We start from the raw sequence: 17,251 nt of genomic DNA, 5'->3' as shown, positions 1-17,251 counted from the left end.
GCATGACATCGCCGGAGCCGCGCCGGCTGACGGTGATGCAACTGCTGCCGGCGCTGGAATCCGGCGGCGTCGAACGTTCCACCCTGGAAATCGCCGACGCGCTGGTGCGCGCCGGCCATCGCGCGATCGTGGTTTCCGCCGGCGGCCGGCTGGTGCCGAAGCTGCTGGCGCTCGGCGGCGAACACGTCGAGCTGGCGATCGGGCGCAAGTCGCCGGCGACCTTGCGCCATGCCTTCGCGCTGCGCCGGTTGTGGGCCGCGCAGAACGTCGACCTGGTGCACGCGCGCTCGCGCCTGCCGGCCTGGGTCGGCCTGCTGGCCTGGCGCGGCCTGGCCGAAGACGCGCGGCCGCGTTTCGTCACCACCGTGCACGGGCTCAATTCGCCTTCGCGCTACAGTGCGGTGATGACCCGCGGCGAGCGGGTGATCTGCGTGTCCGGCACCGTGCGCGAATATGTGCTGCAGCACTATCCCGACACCGACCCGGCGCGGTTGCGGACGATCCCGCGCGGCATCGACCCGGCCGCGTTTCCGCGCGCGCCCTGGCCCGACCCGGACGCACGCGCCTGGGCCGCGGCGATCCATCCGGCGCTCGGCGGCGACGGCCCCTTGCTGTTGCTGCCCGGCCGCGGCACGCGCCTGAAAGGCCACGCCGACGCGCTGGCTTTGCTGGCCGCGCTGCGCGGCGACGGCCGCGACGCGCGGCTGTGGCTGCCGGGCGCGCGCGAGTCCGGCCGCGAGGCCTACATCGCCGAACTCGAGCAGCAGGCGCAGGCGCTGGGCATCGCCGAGGCGGTGGCGTTCACCGCCCCGACCGACGCGATCGCGCGCGCCTATGCGGCCAGCGATCTGGTGCTGCAACTGTCGCGCAAGCCCGAGGCCTTCGGCCGCACTGTGATCGAGGCCTGGTCCTGTGGCCGCGCGGTGCTGGGCTGGAACCACGGCGGCGTCGGCGAATTGCTGGCGCGTTCGCAAGCCGGCGGCGCGGTCGCGCCGTTCGATGCCGACGCCCTGCATCGGTCCGCTTGCGAATTGCTAACGCAGCCGCCGCCGGCTGTGGATACGATGGCGTTTTCCTTGCGGGCGATGCAGGAGGCCACGCTTGCCGTCTATGCCGAACTCGTCGATGGCGCCGACCGCGGCTGAACCCGGCGCGCCCGCGCCGCGCCATGCGATCGTCGGCTGGCGCTGGGCGCCGGCCTGGATCCTGACTTATGTCGCGCTGCTGTTCGCGCCCGGCTATGCCGAGGGCGTGCTGACCCTCGGCGCGCTGACCGCGCTGGTCAAGCTGGCGCTGGCGCGGTTCAACACCGGCGCGCGGCTGCTCAGCGACCCGGCCTGGGCCCTGACCAGCGTACTGTTCGCCGCGTATTGGCTGCCCGAGCTGGTCTCGGCGATCGATGCGGTCGATCCCGGCCGCGCCCTGCGCGAAGCCGCGGTCGATCTGCGCTATCTGCCGTTCCTGTGGCTGGTCGCCGCGGCCGTGGCCTCGCCGCGGGGGCGCCGCACCACCTTCGGCGGCTTGGCGATCATCCTGTCGGTCTGGACCGTCGACGCGCTGATCCAGTGGGTGGCCGGCACCAGCCCGCTGTTCTTCGGCATCGACGCGCTCAAGCAGGCGATCAGCGGGCACGGCATGTGCAGCGCCGCCGAGACCGCCGCCGCGGACCGTCTCAGCGGCGTGCTCGGTCCGTGCAACCTCAAGCTCGGCCAGGTCATCGCCAGCTTCTCGCCGTTCGTGCTCTACGCCGCCGGGCGTCGCTTCGGCAGCGCCGGCTGGCTGCTGGCCGCGGCTGCGGTCGGGGTGGTCGTGGTCCTGGCCGGCTCGCGCGCTTCGTGGATCACCTACGGCCTGGTGCTGCTGCTGTCGGGCTGGCGCCTGCTCGGCTGGAAGCGCCTGCTCGGCGTGTTCGCGATCGGCGTGCTGACGATCGGCGTGCTCGACCGGGTCTCGCCGCAGGTGCACGAGCGCCTGGCGCGCACCGCGCACGTGGTCAGCGCCGACGTCGAAGGCGTCGACAACGCCTTGTCCGGGCGCACGCGGATCTGGCGCGCTGCGTGGTGCATGGTCGGCGAGCATCCGGTCAACGGCGTCGGCGCGCGCGGTTTCCGCGAAGCCTTCCCGGCCTGCGACCCGCAGCCCGGTCGCCTGACCTCCTGGGGCGAAGGCCCGGCCCTGCACGCCCATCAGCTGCTGCTGGAAGTGCTCAGCGAAACCGGCGCCTTCGGCCTGCTGATGTGGCTGGCCGGCGCCGCCCTGGCCTGGCGCGCCTGGGCCTTCGCCGACGCGCGGGCGCGCGAGGCGTCGCGTCCGGCTATGCTGGCCTTGCTGGTGACGGTGTTCCCGCTCAACACCCACCTGGCGTTCTATTCGACCTTCTGGGGCGGGCTGACGCTGTTGTTGGCGGCGTTGTATGCGGGAAGCCTGTTGGCTCAGCCCAGGAGCGAGTAGCGGCGAGTCGGCGATAGCAGACAGCGAACAGCGGCGGCACGCGCGGCTTTCGCCGGTTCCGGCCCCGAACCGGTTACTTCTGTTTCTTGTAGGGAGAGATCTCGCCTGCCGGCCGGCGCTTGAAGCGGCGGTGGATCCACAAGTATTGGCTAGGCGCCTGCCGCACCATGGCTTCGATCTGGGCGTTGACCCGGGCGCTGTCGGCGGTGGCGTCGGCGGAAGGAAACTCCGCCAGCGGCGCGCCGAGGCGCAGCACGTAGTCGGCGCCTTCGCGGCGGTGGAAGAACGGCACCACCGCGCAGCCGCTGAGGCGGGCGAACTGGTGGGTGGCGGTGATGGTGGCGGCCTGCACGCCGAAGAACGGCGCGAACACCGTGTCCTTGCCGCGCATGTCCTGGTCGGGCGCGTACCACAGGAAGCCGCCCTGCTTGAGGTGGCGCATCGCCGGGCGGATTTCCTCGTTGGTGAACATCGCGCTGGCGTAGCGCAGGCGGCCGCGCTTGACCGCCCACTCCATGACCGGGTTGCGATGGCGGCGGTACATGCCGGCCAGCGGCAAGTGTTCGCACATCAGCCGGCCGCACATTTCCAGGGTCATGAAATGGCCCGATACCATCAGCACGCCGCGCCCGGCGGCGCGGACTTCGTCGAGCCGCTCCAGGCCCTCGATCCGCACCGTGCGCCGCATCGGCGCGACCGAGCCCCACCAGGCGCGGGCGAATTCGAAGAAGCCGATGCCGAGGTCGCGGAAGCTTTCGCGCAGCAGCGCGGCGCGTTCGGCCTCGCTCTTTTCCGGGAAGCACAGCGCCAGATTGATCTGCGCCGCGCGTCGGCGGGTGCCCGCCACGCGCAGGGCGAACGCACCGATCCAGCCGCCGAGCAGGCGTTGCAGGCCCCACGGCAGGCGCGCGCCCAGGCACATGCCGGCCAGGGCCAGCCACATCGGCCACAGGCGCGGCGAAAGCAGGGACGGACGCAGGGGCAGGGCGGTATCGGCCATGGCGATAGTTTATGCGGTGCGGGCGTGAATGCCGGTGCGCCGAGGGCTCGCGTTGCGCGGCGGGTGCCCGCCGGCGCGCGCATCGCTCCGCGAGCGCGTCCGTCCTGGCGGGCCGGCGATGCGGGCGGGACGGTGCGCGAAATCGGCGTCCGCAGCGGCCTGCACGACCGAATCACCTCGCCAGCCTTTATCCTTGGCGGATGCGGAAGGATTTGATCGAGCGCCTGTTGCGTGGCCTGTATTCGGTCGCGCTGTACCTGTTGGCGCCGGTCACGGTCTACCACCTGATCTGGCGCGGCTTTCGCCAGCCCGCCTACTTCCAGCGCTGGCTGGAGCGTTACGCGGTCTACCGCGGCCCGGCCCAGACCCGCACCCTGTGGCTGCACGCGGTCTCGGTCGGCGAGGTCAATGCGGCGATCCCGCTGGTGAATGCCTTGCGCCGCGGCCGCCCCGACTTGCGCCTGCTGGTCACCACCATCACCCCGACCGGCTCGGACCGGGCGCGATCGGCCTGGGGCGATTCGGTCGAGCACGTCTATCTGCCTTACGACCTGCCCGGCGCGGTCGCGCGCTTCCTGCGCCACCATCAGCCCTGCGCAGCGCTGATCATGGAAACCGAGTTGTGGCCGAACCTGCTGTTCGGCTGCCGCGACCGCGGCATTCCCGCCTACATCCTCAATGCGCGCCTGTCCGAGCGCTCGCTGCGCGGCTACCGCGTGCTGGCGCCGCTGGTCGGACGCGCGCTGCGCACCGTGCGCACGGTCGCGGCGCAGTCGCGCGCCGACGGCGAGCGCTTCGTCCAGCTCGGCGCGCGGCCGGAACAGGTCACCGAGACCGGCAACCTCAAGTTCGACGTCAACGTGCCCGATGCGCTGGACGAGTTCGCCGCCGAATGCCACCGCCACACCGGCGAGCGGCCGGTGTGGATCGCCGCCAGCACCCACGAGGACGAGGAGGCGGCGACCATCGCCATGCACCGGCGCCTGCGCGAGCGCTTTCCCGATCTGCTGCTGCTGTGGGCGCCGCGCCACCCCGAACGCTTCCGGGTGGTGGCCGAACAGGCGCGCGGCGCGGGCTGGCAGGTGTCGACGCGCTCGCGCGCGCGCTGGCCGCAGCCGGGCGACGACGTGTTCGTGATCGACACCCTCGGCGAGCTGATGAGCTTCTACGCCTGCGCCGACGTCGCCTTCGTCGGCGGTAGCCTGCAGGCGATCGGCGGCCACAACCTGCTCGAGCCGGCGGCCACCGGCACGCCGATCGTGACCGGTCCGCACCTGCACAACTTCGTCGAGATCGCCCAGCGCCTGGAAGCGGCCGGCGCGCTGCGCATCGGCGCCGACGCCGACGCGGTCGAAGCGGCGGTGGAGCGTCTGCTGGCCGACCCGCGCGAACGCGCGCAGATGATCGATGCCGGCCGCGACCTGGTCGAACTCGGCCGCGGCGCGTTGGCCCGCACCATGGCCCTGCTGCGCCCGGCGCTGCCGCCGGCGTGATCGCGCTCTTGCAGGAGCGGCGTAAGCCGCGACAGCCGCAGCGGTGATCGAGAGCGCAGTGGCCGAAGCCGCCGTGCAGTCTGCGTACAAGGCGCTGTGTGTGCGGGTTTCGGACGCGACGCGCAGAACCTCGCTGCGGCAGTCGCGGCTTACGCCGCTCCTACATAGGCGAGGTCCGGGCATGAAAAAACCGCCGGCAATGCCGGCGGTTTTTCGGTATCGCGCTGCGGGCGCGGGGCTTACTGCATCCCGCTCGGCGGCGGCGCGAGGTTGGTCGCGGCGTCGGCGGTCAGCAGACGGTTGATTTCCTGCACGTCGCCCACGTCGAGCGAACCGGCGGCCTGTTCCAGCAGCAGGCGGTTCTGCAGGTAGTTGTACTTGGCGGTGGCGTAGGCCTGCTGCGCCTGCAGCAGGGTGCGCTGGTTGTTGAGCACGTCCAGCACGGTGCGGGTGCCGACTTCCAGGCCGACCTGCGAAGCGTCGTACGCGGCCTGCGCCGAAACCAGGGCCAGGCGCCGCGCTTCGACTTCGCTGATGCCGGCGACCAGGGTCTGGTAGGCGTTGCGGGTGGTGCGCACCAACTGGCGCTTCTGCCGTTCCAGTTCGTCCTGGGCCGCATCGCGGCGCGCCAGCGCCTGGCGCACGCCGGACTGGATGCGGCCGCCGGCGAAGATCGGGATCGACAGCTCGACGCCGATGCTCGGCCCGTAGCTGGAGTTACCCGGCGCATCGCGGGTGGCGCCCATGAAGGTGCGGTCGCCCCAGGTGGCGCTGTCGCTGTAACCGCCGGTGAGGCTCAGGGTTGGCCAGTGGCCGGCGCGCGCGGTTTCCACGCCGATCTCGGAGGCGCGCACCTGCAGTTCCTGCGCATGCAGCGCGGGGTTGTTCTGCACCGCGTTGTCGACCCAGCTCTCGACGTCGCGCGATTCCGGCAGCGCCGGCTTGAAGTCGGCCGGCAGCGCCTTGAGCGTGCGCACCGGCTGGCCGGTGATCTGGCTCAGCGCCTGATAGGCGTCTTCGACCTGATTGCGCGCGGTGATGGTGCCGGCTCGCGCGCTGTCGTACTGCGCGCGCGCTTCGTGCACGTCGGTGATCGGCGCCAGCCCGACTTCCAGGCGCTTGGACGCGTAGTCGAACTGCTTTTGCAGCGCGGTTTCGGCGGCTTCGGCGGCGGCCAGGTTCTCGAGCTTGACCAGCACGTCGAAGTAGGCCGCCGAGGTGCGGGTGATCAGCTCCTGGTTGGCCGACTCCAGAGTGAAGTCGCTGGCCTCGCTGAGCACGTTCTGGCCCTGGTAAGTCTTGATGCTGGCGCGGTTGTACAGCATCTGGCTCGCGGTCAGGCCGGACCGGCGATTGGTGCTTTCGGACTTGAACATCGCGCCGGCCGGCAGGTCGCTGCCGTCGTCGCTGCCGCTGCCGCCCTGGCTGGTGCTGCGGCTGCGGTTCAAGCTCACGCTGCCGGACAGCGACGGCAGCAGCGCGGCGCGGGCCTGGATGCGGTCTTCCTTGGTCGCCAGGCGATTGGCTTGCGCGGCCGACAGCTGCGGGTCGCCCTGGCGCGCCAGTTCGTAGGTCTGCAACAGGTCCTCGGCCGACGCCAGGGTCGGCAACAGGCTCAGGGCCAGGGCGAGAACGAGCGGACGGCGGATCGTGCGGCTTCCCATGCGGCTTCCTTGAGCTTGCTTGTTTTTGGGAACCCGCATGCTGGCACGCGGGTTCTTACGGGGGACTGACGTGGAACTGACAGGACGGTCAGAACTCGAAGGCGGGCGCGGGCGCGGCGCCGACGAGGTAGGGCAAATCGGTTTCGAACAACGATTGGATGCGCGAAGCGTTGACTTCGTTGCGCTCGCCGGCGGTGACGCGGATCGCTTCCATGGCCGGCGAGCGGCCGCGGACCACGAACAGGCGGCCGCCCGGCTGCAGCCATTGCAGCCACTGCGCCGGCAATTCGGCGACCGCGCCGGTCACGCAGATGGCGTTGAAGCGACGGTCGGTGCGGTAGGAGAACACGTCCGCGTCGACCACCTGCACGTTGAGGATCGACTGCGCGGCCAGGCGCTCGCGCGCGGTCGCGGCGAGGTCGGCGTGGATTTCCAGGCTGACCACCTCGCGCGCCAGGCGGCCCAGGCAGGCGCTGAGGAAGCCGCTGCCGGTGCCGATTTCCAGCACATCGTCGGTCGGGTCGAGTTCCAGCGCCTGCAGGGCGCGGCCTTCGAGCACCGGCTTGAGCATGAATTCGCCGTGCGCCAGCGGCAGGGCGATGTCGGTGTAGGCCAGGTTGCGGTGCGCTTCGGCGACGAACGCCTCACGCGGCAAACCGGCCAGCACATCGAGCACGCGCGGGTCGAGCACGTCCCACGGCCGAACCTGTTGTTCGACCATCAGTTCACGAGCCTTGGCGTAATCGAGCGTAGTCATGGGAGCGGTCTTCATGTAGCGCGGGGAATCGCGAATTCTACCGGGACCGCGCGCACCCCGGCGGAAAAAGAATTAACCACGCCCCTGCCGGGGCTTAGTGCCGAAAGTCACCAGAACTCACGGCACCGTATGGCCTGCGGCGCGAGCCGCTAGCGCCGGCCATAGGCGCGCAGGAACAGGTCGACGGTGGCCTCCAGATGGGCCCGCACCTCGTCCGGGGCCGGCGCGCCGCAACCGAACATCAGCAGCGCATGCGGCTCGCCCTTGGCCAGGCAGAAGAACTGCGGCGCGGCCCGCGTCACCTCGTCGATGTCCAGCTCGCCGGCCTCGACCCGGCGCTGCAGCAGGGCGCCGAACTCATCGTGCAGGCGCTGCGGGCCGGCCTCCCAGAACATTCTCGACAGCGGCGACTGGGCCACCTGGGGCGAGCACAGCAGGCGGTGGATCTGGATGGCCTCGGGCGAGCTGATCATCTCGTAGAAGGCGGTCGCGATCGCCAGCAGGCGCTCGCGCAGGGGGGCGGCCGGCTCCGGAGCGAACATCGGCGAGGGCAGGTGCTGCTGGCAGTAGGCCTGCACCGCGGCTGCGAACAGGCTGTCTTTGTCGCCGAAATGGCTGTAGACGGTCAGCTTCGAGACCCCGGCTTCGGCGGCGATCTGGTCCATGCTCACGCCGTCGAAGCCCTGGCCGAGGAACAACCGCTTGGCCGCTTCCAGGATCGCGTTGCGCTTGCTCAGGTCCTTCGGGCGGCCGGGGCCGGCCGGCTTGGCCGGCTCGGGGGTGGGACTGGAGGGGCGGGGCGACATCATGCTTGAATACTGGACTATCGGGTTTGTTATTTATACAGTACTGACTAGTACATTAATTCCCGATGAGGCTCACCGCAATGCGTCACCGGATTTTTTCCGCCAAGCCCGCCGCCCCGGCGCTGCTCGGCGCGGCCCTGGCCGCGACGCTGTCCCTGACGGCCTGCAGCAAGGCCGCGCCGCAGGCCGAAACCGCGCGTCCGGTGTTGGTGACCCGTCCGGGCGCCGCCGCGAACGGCGTCTCGGCCTTCGCCGGCGAAGTGCGCGCCCGCGAGGAAAGCCCGCTGTCGTTCCGGGTCGGCGGCAAGCTGATCGAGCGCAAGGTCGATGTCGGCGCCCACGTCGCCGCCGGCCAGGTGCTGGCGGTGCTCGATGCCGGCGATCTCGAGGCCCAGGCGCGCGCCGCCCAGGCCCAATTGGCCGCGGCCGAAGCCGATTACGGCCGCGCCCGCGCCGATCAGGTGCGCTACGCGCAGCTGGCCAAGGACCAACTGGTCAGTCGCTCGGCGATGGACGCCCAGGACGCGGCGGCGAAGGCCGCGCAGGGCCAGGTCAACGCCGCCCGCGCCAATCTCGACGTCGCCCGCAACCAGTCCGCCTACACCCATCTGCGCGCGCCCAGCGCCGGCGTGATCGCCTCGCGCAGCGCCGAGGCCGGCCAGGTCGTGGCCGCCGGCCAGCAGGTGTTCGCGCTCGCCGCCGACGGCGTGCGCGAAGTCGCCTTCGCGGTGCCGGAAGGCGCGATCGCCACCTTCAAGCCCGGCCAGGACGTCCTGGTCGAATTGTGGTCGCAACCCGGCAAGCGTTGGCCGGCGCGGGTGCGCGAAGTCGCGCCGGCGGCCGACCCGGCCTCGCGCACTTATGCGGCGCGGGTCAGCGTCGATGCGCCCGCCGGCACGCTCGAACTCGGCCAGAGCGCGCGCATCTATCTGCCCAGCGCCGTTTCGGCCGGCCTCAGCGTGCCGCTCTCGGCGCTGCAACGCACCGCCGCCGGCGGCAGCGCGGTGTTCGTCGCCGACCCGCGCAGCGGCACGGTCAAGCTCAAGCCCATCCACACCGGCCCTTACGGCGCGCAGAGCGTGCCGGTGCTGTCGGGCCTGGGCGCGCAGGACTGGGTGGTCGCCGCCGGCGGCCATCTGCTGCGCGACGGCCAGAAAGTGCAGCCGGTCGACCGCGACAACCACCCGGTCGCGCGCTGAGCGCGTCGCGGCGCCTCCAGGCGCCGCGATCGCGACCGCGCGACTTTCTCGCGCGCCGGTCCGCCGGCGCCCTCCAGATCCCGCCGCCGCGTCCCGCGCGGCGGCCGTTGAACGAAGCGAGCCCAGCGTATGCGTTTCAACCTCTCCGAGTGGGCGCTGCGCCATCGCAGCCTGATCATCTACGCGATGCTGGTGCTGGCGATCGCCGGCGCCATGTCCTACCTGCGCCTGGGGCGCAGCGAAGATCCGGCCTTCACCTTCAAGGTCATGGTGGTGCGCACGCTGTGGCCCGGCGCCACCGCCGAGGAAGTCTCGCGCCAGGTCACCGAGCGGATCGAGAAGAAGCTGATGGAAACCGGCCAGTACGAGTACATCCGCTCGTACTCGCGCGCCGGCGAATCGCAGGTGATGTTCGTCGCCGGCGACGCGATGCGCTCCAAGGACATCCCGCCGCTGTGGTACCAGGTGCGCAAGAAGATCGGCGACATTCGCCCGACTTTGCCAAGCGACGCGATCGGCCCGTTCTTCAACGACGAGTTCGGCGACACCTTCGGCAACATCTACGCCCTGACCGGGCCCGGCTTCGACTACGCCGTGCTCAAGGACTATGCCGAGCGCGTGCAGCTGGCGCTGCAGAGCCAGACCGACGTGGGCAAGATCGAGCTGTTCGGGGTCCAGGACGAAAAGATCTGGGTCGAGCTGTCGAACGTGAAACTGTCCACCCTCGGCGTCCCGGCGCAGGCGGTGCAGGACGCGCTGAACCAGCAGAACGCGCTGGTCTCGGCGGGTTTCTTCGAGACTCCGACCAGCCGCGTGCCGATCCGCGTCGGCGGCCAGTTCACCTCGGTCGAGCAGATCCGAGACTTCCCGATCCGGGTCGGCGACCGCACCTTCCGCCTCGGCGACGTGGCCGAGGTGCGGCGCGGCTTCTCCGATCCGCCGCAGCCGCGCATGCGCTTCATGGGCGAGGACGCGATCGGCATCGGCGTGTCGATGAAGCAGGGCGGCGACATCCTCAAGCTCGGCAAGACCCTGGAAGGCGAGTTCGCGCGCCTGCAGAAGACCTTGCCGGCGGGCATGCAACTGCGCAAGGTCGCCGACCAGCCGGCCGCGGTCGAGGAATCGGTCGGCGAATTCGTGCGCGTGCTCGCCGAGGCGGTCGCGATCGTGCTGCTGGTCAGCTTCTTCTCGCTCGGCCTGCGCACCGGCCTGGTGGTCGCGCTGTCGATCCCGCTGGTGCTGGCGATGACCTTCGCGGTGATGGACTTCTTCGGCGTCGGCCTGCACAAGATCTCGCTCGGCGCGCTGGTGCTGGCGCTGGGCCTGCTGGTCGACGACGCGATCATCGCCGTGGAAATGATGGCGATCAAAATGGAGCAGGGCTTCGATCGCCTGCGCGCGGCCGCTTTCGCCTGGGACAGCACCGCCTTCCCGATGCTGACCGGCACCCTGATCACCGCCGCCGGCTTCCTGCCGATCGCGACCGCGGCCTCGAGCACCGGCGAGTACACCCGTTCGCTGTTCCAGGTGGTGACCATCGCCCTGTTGGTGTCGTGGATCGCCGCGGTGGCCTTCATCCCCTTCCTCGGCGACAAGCTGCTGCCGGACTACGGCCACGCCGCGGCGCCGCCCAAGCCGGGTTCGCCGGCCGCGCGCTGGCGCGACGCGCGCAGCGCGCTGGCGCGGCGCCTGCCGATGTTCGCCAGCGTGCTGGCGCCCAAGCCGCCGATCGACGGCCACGTCCACGACCCCTACGAGTCCAAGTTCTACGTGAGCTTCCGCCGCTGGGTGACTTGGTGCGTGCGCCGGCGCTGGCTGGTCATCGCGATCACCATCGCCGCCTTCATCGGCTCGATCTTCATGTTCCGCTTCGTGCCGCAGCAGTTCTTCCCCGACTCGGTGCGCCCCGAGCTGATGGTCGACATGGAGCTGGCCGAAGGCAGCTCGCTGCGCCAGACCGCCGTCCAGGCCCAGCGCCTGGAAGCCATGCTCAAGCAGCGCAAGGATCTGTCCAACTACGTGGCTTATGTCGGCACCGGTTCGCCGCGCTTCTACCTGCCGCTGGACCAGCAGCTGCCGGCGGCCAACTTCGCCCAGTTCGTGCTGATGCCCAAGGATCTGGAAGCGCGCGAAACCCTGCGCAAGTGGGTCATCGAGGACGTGGCGCCGCGCTTCCCCGAGCTGCAGTTGCGCGTGACCCGGCTGGAGAACGGCCCGCCGGTCGGCTACCCGGTGCAGTTCCGCGTTTCCGGCGAGCACATCGACCAGGTGCGCAAGATCGCCTACCAGGTGCGCGAGAAGATCCGCGCCAACCCGCACGTGGCCAACGTCAACCTGGATTGGGACGAGCCGAACAAGGTCGTGCGCCTGCAGGTCGACCAGGAGCGCGCGCGTGCGCTCGGCATCAGCTCGGCGCAGCTGTCGCAGTTCCTGTCCAGTTCGCTGTCGGGCTCGCACATCAGCACCTACCGCGAGAGCAACGAACTGATCGAGATGCTGCTGCGCGGTCCCGAACAGGAGCGCTTGCAGCTGGACATGCTCGGCAGCCTGATGGTGCCGACGAGCAACGGCCGCAGCGTGCCGCTGACCCAGGTCGCGACCCTGGATTACGGTTTCGAGGAAGGCATCATCTGGCACCGCGATCGCCTGCCGACCATGACCGTGCGCGCCGACATCTACGACGGTACCCAGCCGTCCAGCGCAATGGCGCAGATCTCGCCGACCCTGGACGGGTTGCGCGCGCAGCTGCCGTACGGCTACTCGATCGACATCGGCGGCAGCGTCGAGGACTCCGCGCGCGGGCAGAAGTCGATCAACGCCGGCATGCCGCTGTTCCTGTTCGCGGTGTTCACCCTGCTGATGCTGCAGCTGCGCAGCTTCTCGCGCAGCTTCATGGTACTGCTGACCGCGCCGCTGGGCCTGATCGGCGTGACCTTGTTCCTGCTGGTGTTCCGGGTGCCGTTCGGCTTCGTCGCCATGCTCGGCACGATCGCCCTGGCCGGCATGATCATGCGCAACTCGGTGATCCTGGTCGATCAGATCGAACAGGACCGCAGCGAGGGCCACGAACCGTGGAAGGCGATAGTAGACGCGACCGTGCGCCGCTTCCGGCCGATCGTGCTGACCGCGCTGGCGGCGATCTTGGCGATGATTCCGCTGTCGCGCAGCGCCTTCTTCGGGCCGATGGCGGTGGCGATCATGGGCGGCCTGCTGGTCGCGACGCTGTTGACCCTGCTGTTCCTGCCGGCGCTGTACGCGGCCTGGTTCAAGGTCAAGGTGCCGGCGGAGGCTTGAGCGCGGCGGTAGTGGTGTTTTCCCCGCTTGCGACAAAAGGCGGGGAGCGTGTTGCCGCGGATGGCGTTGCGGATTTCGCGCTGTCGCGCGCCCTCACCCCCGGCCCTCTCCCACTGTGGGAGAGGGGTTGGGGTGAGCCCGCCAGGCCTAAGCGTGCTCGACGCTGAACGCCAGTGTCGCCTCGATCGCCCGTTTCCACCCGGCATACAACTTCTCGCGCTCGGCGCCGCTCATCTGCGGCTCGAAGCTGCGTTCGACCTGCCACTGCTGCGCGATCTGCTCCCGGCTGTCCCAGAAGCCGACCGCCAACCCGGCCAGATAGGCCGCCCCGAGCGCGGTGGTTTCGTTGACCCGCGGCCGCTTCAGCGGCACGTCGAGGATGTCGGCCTGGAACTGGGCGGTGAAATCGTTGCCGATCGCGCCGCCGTCGGCGCGCAGCGAAGTCAGCCGGATGCCCGAATCGGCCTGCATCGCTTCGAGCACGTCGCGGGTCTGGTAGGCCAGCGATTCCAGCACCGAGCGCACGAAGTGCTCCTTGCTGGTGCCGCGGGTCAGGCCGAACATGGCGCCGCGCACGTCGCTGCGCCAGTACGGCGCGCCGAGGCCGACGAAGGCCGGCACGAAATAGACCCCGTCGGTGGAGCGCGCGCGGTCGGCGTAGGCCTGCGAGTCGCCGGCCTTGCCGAACAGGCGCAGGCCGTCGCGCAGCCACTGCACCGCCGAGCCGGCGACGAAGATGCTGCCTTCCAGCGCGTACTCGACCTGGCCGTCGATGCCCCAGGCGATGGTGGTGAGCAGGCCGTTGTCCGAACGCACCGCTTTCTCGCCGGTGTTCATCAGCAGGAAGCAGCCGGTGCCGTAGGTGTTCTTGGCCATGCCCGGGGCGAAGCAGGCCTGGCCGAACAGCGCCGCCTGCTGGTCGCCGGCGACGCCGCAGATCGGCACCGAGTTGTTGAAGAAGTGGCGCGCGCCGGTATGGGCGTAGACCTCGCTGCTGGAGCGCACTTCCGGCAGCATCGAGGCCGGTACGTCGAGCATCTTCAGCAGTTCCGGACACCACTGGCGCTTGTGGATGTCGTACATCAGCGTGCGCGAGGCATTGCTGTAGTCGGTGACGTGGGCGCGGTTCTCCGACAGGTTCCAGATCAGCCAGGTGTCGATGGTGCCGAACAGCAGATCGCCGCGCTCGGCGCGCTCGCGCGCGCCCTCGACGTTGTCGAGAATCCACTTGACCTTGGTGCCGGAGAAATAGGCGTCGATCAACAGGCCGGTGCGTTCGCGCACCAGCGGCTCGTAGCCCTCGGCCTTGAGCCGGTCGCAAATCGCCGCGGTCTGCCGCGACTGCCAGACGATGGCGTTGTGCACCGCCTGGCCGGTGTGGCGGTCCCACACCACGGTGGTCTCGCGCTGATTGGTGATGCCGATGCCGGCGATCTGCTCGGGGCCGACCTGGGCCTTGGTCATGACCTCGATCGCGGTGGTCTGCACGCTGGCGAGGATCTCGCGCGGATCGTGCTCGACCCAGCCCGGGCGCGGGAAGATCTGCTCGAACTCGCGTTGGGCGATGCCGACCACCGCGCCCTGGCGATCGAACAGGATCGCGCGCGAGCTGGTCGTGCCTTGGTCGATGGCCAGGATGTAGGGCTTATCCATAGGGGTACTCGTGCGGAGGTCGGGAGTCGGAAATCGAGAGTCGAGAGTCGAGAGAGGGAATCGAGTGAGGGAGTCGGAACGATTCAGCGACGCAACGCCTTGCGACTCCCCATGCCCGCTTCTCATCCATACACAGCCTGAAACGCGAACGCTCCCGCCACCGCGCCGACCACCGGCGCGACCACCGGCACCCAGGCATAGCCCCAGTCCGAGCCGCCTTTGCCGGCGATCGGCAGCAGCGCATGGGCCAGACGCGGGCCGAGATCGCGAGCGGGGTTGATCGCGTAACCGGTCGGGCCGCCGAGCGACATGCCGATCACCACCACCAACAGGCCGACGCCGAACGGGCCCAGGCCGGGGGCGAGGCTGTTGGCGCCGATGGCGAGCGCGGCGAAGGTCAGCACGAAGGTGCCGATGGCTTCGGTCAGCAGGTTGGCGCGAGTGTCGCGCACGGCGGGTGCGGTGCAGAAGATCGCCAGCTTGGCCGCGGGATCGTCGCTGAGCCGCCAATGGGCGAGATAGCTCAGCCACACCAGCACCGCGCCGGCGAAGGCGCCGGCGAGCTGGGCGGCGACGAAGCCGGGGACCAGCGACCAGGACAGCTTGCCGATCGCGGCCAGGGCCAGGGTCAGGGCGGGATTCATGATCGCGCCGCTGGTCGGACCGGCGATGAAGATGCCGATCAGCACCGCCAGGCCCCAGGCCGCGGTGATCACGCCCCAGCCGGCGCCCTGCGCCTTGGAGCGGTTCAACAGCGCGCCGGCGACCACGCCGTTGCCGAGCAGGATCAGGATGCCGGTGGCGACGAATTCGCTGAGGTATTGCGACATCGGGGTGGGCATCGCGATGGATCTCCTGGGGGACGCGAGCGGTGCGGGCTTGGCGGATCTTGCGAGGCGGCTGTCAGGCCGGGGACGCCGTTCTGCCGTCATTCCCGCGAAGGCGGGACACCGGAGGCTTCGGTGCCTGGTGCGGTGAAGCCCTGGACCCCCGCGTTCGCGGGGACGACGATGCAAAGGGACGAGGAGATCCGGGCCGGCCCGAACCCGGGCGGCGGCGCGGCCGTGCCGGCACGACGATGACGTCGCTCGCGCATGCACCGCATGCGGGCGCACGAGGATTCATGCGAACCCCACCTGCGCCTGCGCATCCGCCCGGCCGGCCACGCGCCGCGCCACATAGCCCTGCAACTGTTCCACGCCCGCGGCGTCGATGCGCAGGCCGAGCTTGGAGCGCCGCCACAGGATGTCCTCGGCGGTGCGCGCCCATTCGTAATCGACCAGATAGTCGACTTCGACCGCGTACAGATCGGCGCCGAAGCAGTCGCCCAGGTCGTCCAGGCGCGCGCAGTTCTCCAGCACACGCAAGGCGCGGCTGCCGTAGCTGCGGCACAGGCGCAGCGCCAGCGCGTCCGGCAGCCACGGCCGGCGCAGGCTGAAATCTTCGTGGAAGGCGTCGAAGTCGGCTCCGGGCAGGTCGCCGCCGGGCAGCGGCGCATCGCCGGTCCAGGCCGGTCGCGTCGCGCCGAGATCGTCGGCGAGCCGGTCGCAAGCTTCTTCGGCCAGCTTGCGCGCGGTGGTCAGCTTGCCGCCGAACACGTTCAGCAGCGGCGCGCCGCCGCGATCCAGATCGAGCAGGTAGTCGCGGGTGATCTGCGAAGCCCGGTCGTTGTCGTCGTCGAGCAGCGGCCGCACGCCGCTGTAGCTCCAGACCACGTCGTGCGGGCGTATCGGCCGCTTGAAATAGCGCGAAGCGGCTTCGCACAGGTAGGCGGTTTCGGCTTCGTCGATGCGCGGCGCGGCGGGATCGTCGCGGTAGTCGACATCGGTGGTGCCGATCAGGGTGTAGGCCTGTTCGAAGGGGATCGCGAACACGATGCGCCGGTCGGGTTGCTGGAAGATGTAGGCATGGTCGTGATCGAACAGCCTCGGCACGACGATGTGGCTGCCCTTGATCAGGCGCAGCCGGCGCGCATGTGGCAGCCGCGCGACCTCGTCGAGGAAGCGCGCCGCCCAGGGGCCGGCGGCATTGACCAGCACGCGCGCGCGCACGTCGCGGGCCCGGCCGCCGGGGCCGCGCAGGCGCACCCGCCAGCCGTCGCGTTCGCGCTGCGCGGCGACGCAGGCGGTGCGGGTCAGGACGTCGGCGCCGCGCTCGGCGGCGTCCATCGCGTTGAGCACGACCAGGCGCGCATCCATGACCCAGGCGTCGGAATAGACGAAGCCGCGCACGAATTCGTCCTGCAGCGGGCGCCCGGCGATGTGCTTGCGCAGGTTGACCGAGCGCGAACCGGGCAAGCCGCGGCCGCGGCGTCCGCCGAGGCGGTCGTACAGGAACAGGCCCAGGCGGATCAGCCAGGCCGGGCGCAGATGCGGCTGGTGCGGCAGTACGAAGCGCAGCGGCCGGATGATGTGCGGCGCCATGCGCAGCAGGCGCTTGCGTTCGGCCAGGGCCTTGCCGACCAGGGCGAACTCGTACTGCTCCAGATAGCGCAGGCCGCCGTGGATGAGCTTGGTGCTGGCGCTGGAGGTGTGCGCGGCGAGGTCGTCGCGCTCGCACAGCAGCACCGACCACCCGCGGCCGGCGGCGTCGCGCGCGATCGCGGCACCGTTGATGCCGCCGCCGACCACCAGCAGGTCGACACTGAGGTCCGTTTCGGTCATGCGTTCCCGCGACTGTCTGCAGGTCGCACGTGGCCGACCCAGGTTGCGTCAGGATGATGGCACAGGCTCGTGGCGCGATTGTTGCCAGGGTTCACATCAACGGCGGGTGACGGGTTCGCGATCGCGCGGTTGTGACGCGGGCAAAAAAATCCCGAAGCCGCCCGGCTTCGGGAAGGGGGTTACGGACGGGCCGGAGAGACCTCTTTGTAATGCGCGACGCTTGCGTTGCGCGGGACGTGGCATGGGCCGCGCAACGCGGCGGGTTCGATAC

At 70.2% G+C, this 17,251-nt stretch carries 12 protein-coding genes; 5 read left to right on the top strand and 7 right to left on the bottom strand.

Annotated elements, in window-relative coordinates; all coding sequences use genetic code 11:
• Positions 1-2 precede the first annotated feature (2 nt).
• Entirely contained in the window at positions 3-1,145 is a 1,143-nt protein-coding gene (locus V2J18_RS18670) for a glycosyltransferase (RefSeq protein WP_336132565.1), read from the top strand.
• A complete protein-coding gene (locus V2J18_RS18665) occupies positions 1,126-2,451 on the top strand; it encodes an O-antigen ligase family protein (protein ID WP_336133140.1) in 1,326 nt (441 codons plus the stop codon). Before V2J18_RS18670 ends, V2J18_RS18665 begins: the two co-directional genes overlap by 20 nt.
• Positions 2,452-2,524: 73 nt before the next feature.
• Here the strand turns inward: V2J18_RS18665 and lpxL are convergent, their stop codons facing one another.
• Entirely contained in the window at positions 2,525-3,451 is a 927-nt protein-coding gene (gene lpxL, locus V2J18_RS18660; RefSeq protein ID WP_336132564.1) for an LpxL/LpxP family Kdo(2)-lipid IV(A) lauroyl/palmitoleoyl acyltransferase, read from the bottom strand.
• Between the two features lie 200 nt (positions 3,452-3,651).
• Here lpxL and waaA point away from each other — a divergent pair, with 200 nt between their 5' ends.
• Positions 3,652-4,944 carry a lipid IV(A) 3-deoxy-D-manno-octulosonic acid transferase gene (gene waaA / locus V2J18_RS18655; RefSeq protein WP_064747178.1) on the top strand — a complete coding sequence of 431 codons (1,293 nt, stop codon included), beginning with the start codon at positions 3,652-3,654 and terminating at the stop codon, positions 4,942-4,944.
• Between the two features lie 239 nt (positions 4,945-5,183).
• Here the strand turns inward: waaA and V2J18_RS18650 are convergent, their stop codons facing one another.
• From V2J18_RS18650 to V2J18_RS18640, 3 genes are all read right to left on the bottom strand, one after another.
• On the bottom strand, positions 5,184-6,608 hold the full coding sequence (locus V2J18_RS18650) for a TolC family outer membrane protein (RefSeq protein ID WP_064747179.1): 1,425 nt from the start codon (positions 6,606-6,608) through the stop codon (positions 5,184-5,186).
• Between the two features lie 88 nt (positions 6,609-6,696).
• Positions 6,697-7,365, bottom strand: coding sequence for a protein-L-isoaspartate O-methyltransferase family protein (locus V2J18_RS18645; protein ID WP_425606063.1), 669 nt, complete (start codon positions 7,363-7,365; stop codon positions 6,697-6,699).
• A gap of 149 nt (positions 7,366-7,514) precedes the next feature.
• On the bottom strand, positions 7,515-8,174 hold the full coding sequence (locus tag V2J18_RS18640) for a TetR/AcrR family transcriptional regulator (RefSeq protein ID WP_087960680.1): 660 nt from the start codon (positions 8,172-8,174) through the stop codon (positions 7,515-7,517).
• Positions 8,175-8,251: 77 nt separating this feature from the next.
• Between V2J18_RS18640 and V2J18_RS18635 the strand changes: the two genes are divergently transcribed.
• On the top strand, positions 8,252-9,370 hold the full coding sequence (locus V2J18_RS18635; RefSeq protein WP_336132563.1) for an efflux RND transporter periplasmic adaptor subunit: 1,119 nt from the start codon (positions 8,252-8,254) through the stop codon (positions 9,368-9,370).
• Between the two features lie 129 nt (positions 9,371-9,499).
• Positions 9,500-12,664, top strand: a complete 3,165-nt coding sequence (locus V2J18_RS18630; protein ID WP_336132562.1) for an efflux RND transporter permease subunit — start codon at positions 9,500-9,502, stop codon at positions 12,662-12,664.
• A 147-nt stretch (positions 12,665-12,811) separates the two neighbouring features.
• On the opposite strand, the gene glpK is transcribed toward V2J18_RS18630, so the two are convergent.
• From glpK to glpD, 3 genes are all read right to left on the bottom strand, one after another.
• Positions 12,812-14,317 (bottom strand): glycerol kinase GlpK, encoded by a 1,506-nt coding sequence (gene glpK / locus V2J18_RS18625; RefSeq protein ID WP_336132561.1) that lies wholly within the window; start codon positions 14,315-14,317, stop codon positions 12,812-12,814.
• 122 nt (positions 14,318-14,439) lie between these two features.
• Positions 14,440-15,159, bottom strand: coding sequence for an MIP/aquaporin family protein (locus tag V2J18_RS18620; RefSeq protein WP_222423730.1), 720 nt, complete (start codon positions 15,157-15,159; stop codon positions 14,440-14,442).
• Positions 15,160-15,438: 279 nt separating this feature from the next.
• Complete coding sequence (glpD, locus tag V2J18_RS18615) at positions 15,439-16,980, bottom strand: glycerol-3-phosphate dehydrogenase (RefSeq protein WP_336132560.1); 1,542 nt, start codon at positions 16,978-16,980, stop codon at positions 15,439-15,441.
• Positions 16,981-17,251: the final 271 nt, after the last annotated feature.

The organism is Lysobacter firmicutimachus (assembly GCF_037027445.1).
GTDB lineage: Bacteria > Pseudomonadota > Gammaproteobacteria > Xanthomonadales > Xanthomonadaceae > Lysobacter > Lysobacter firmicutimachus.
The sequence above is the reverse complement of the archived record's forward strand: the minus strand, read 5'-3'. Positions and strand labels throughout refer to the sequence as shown.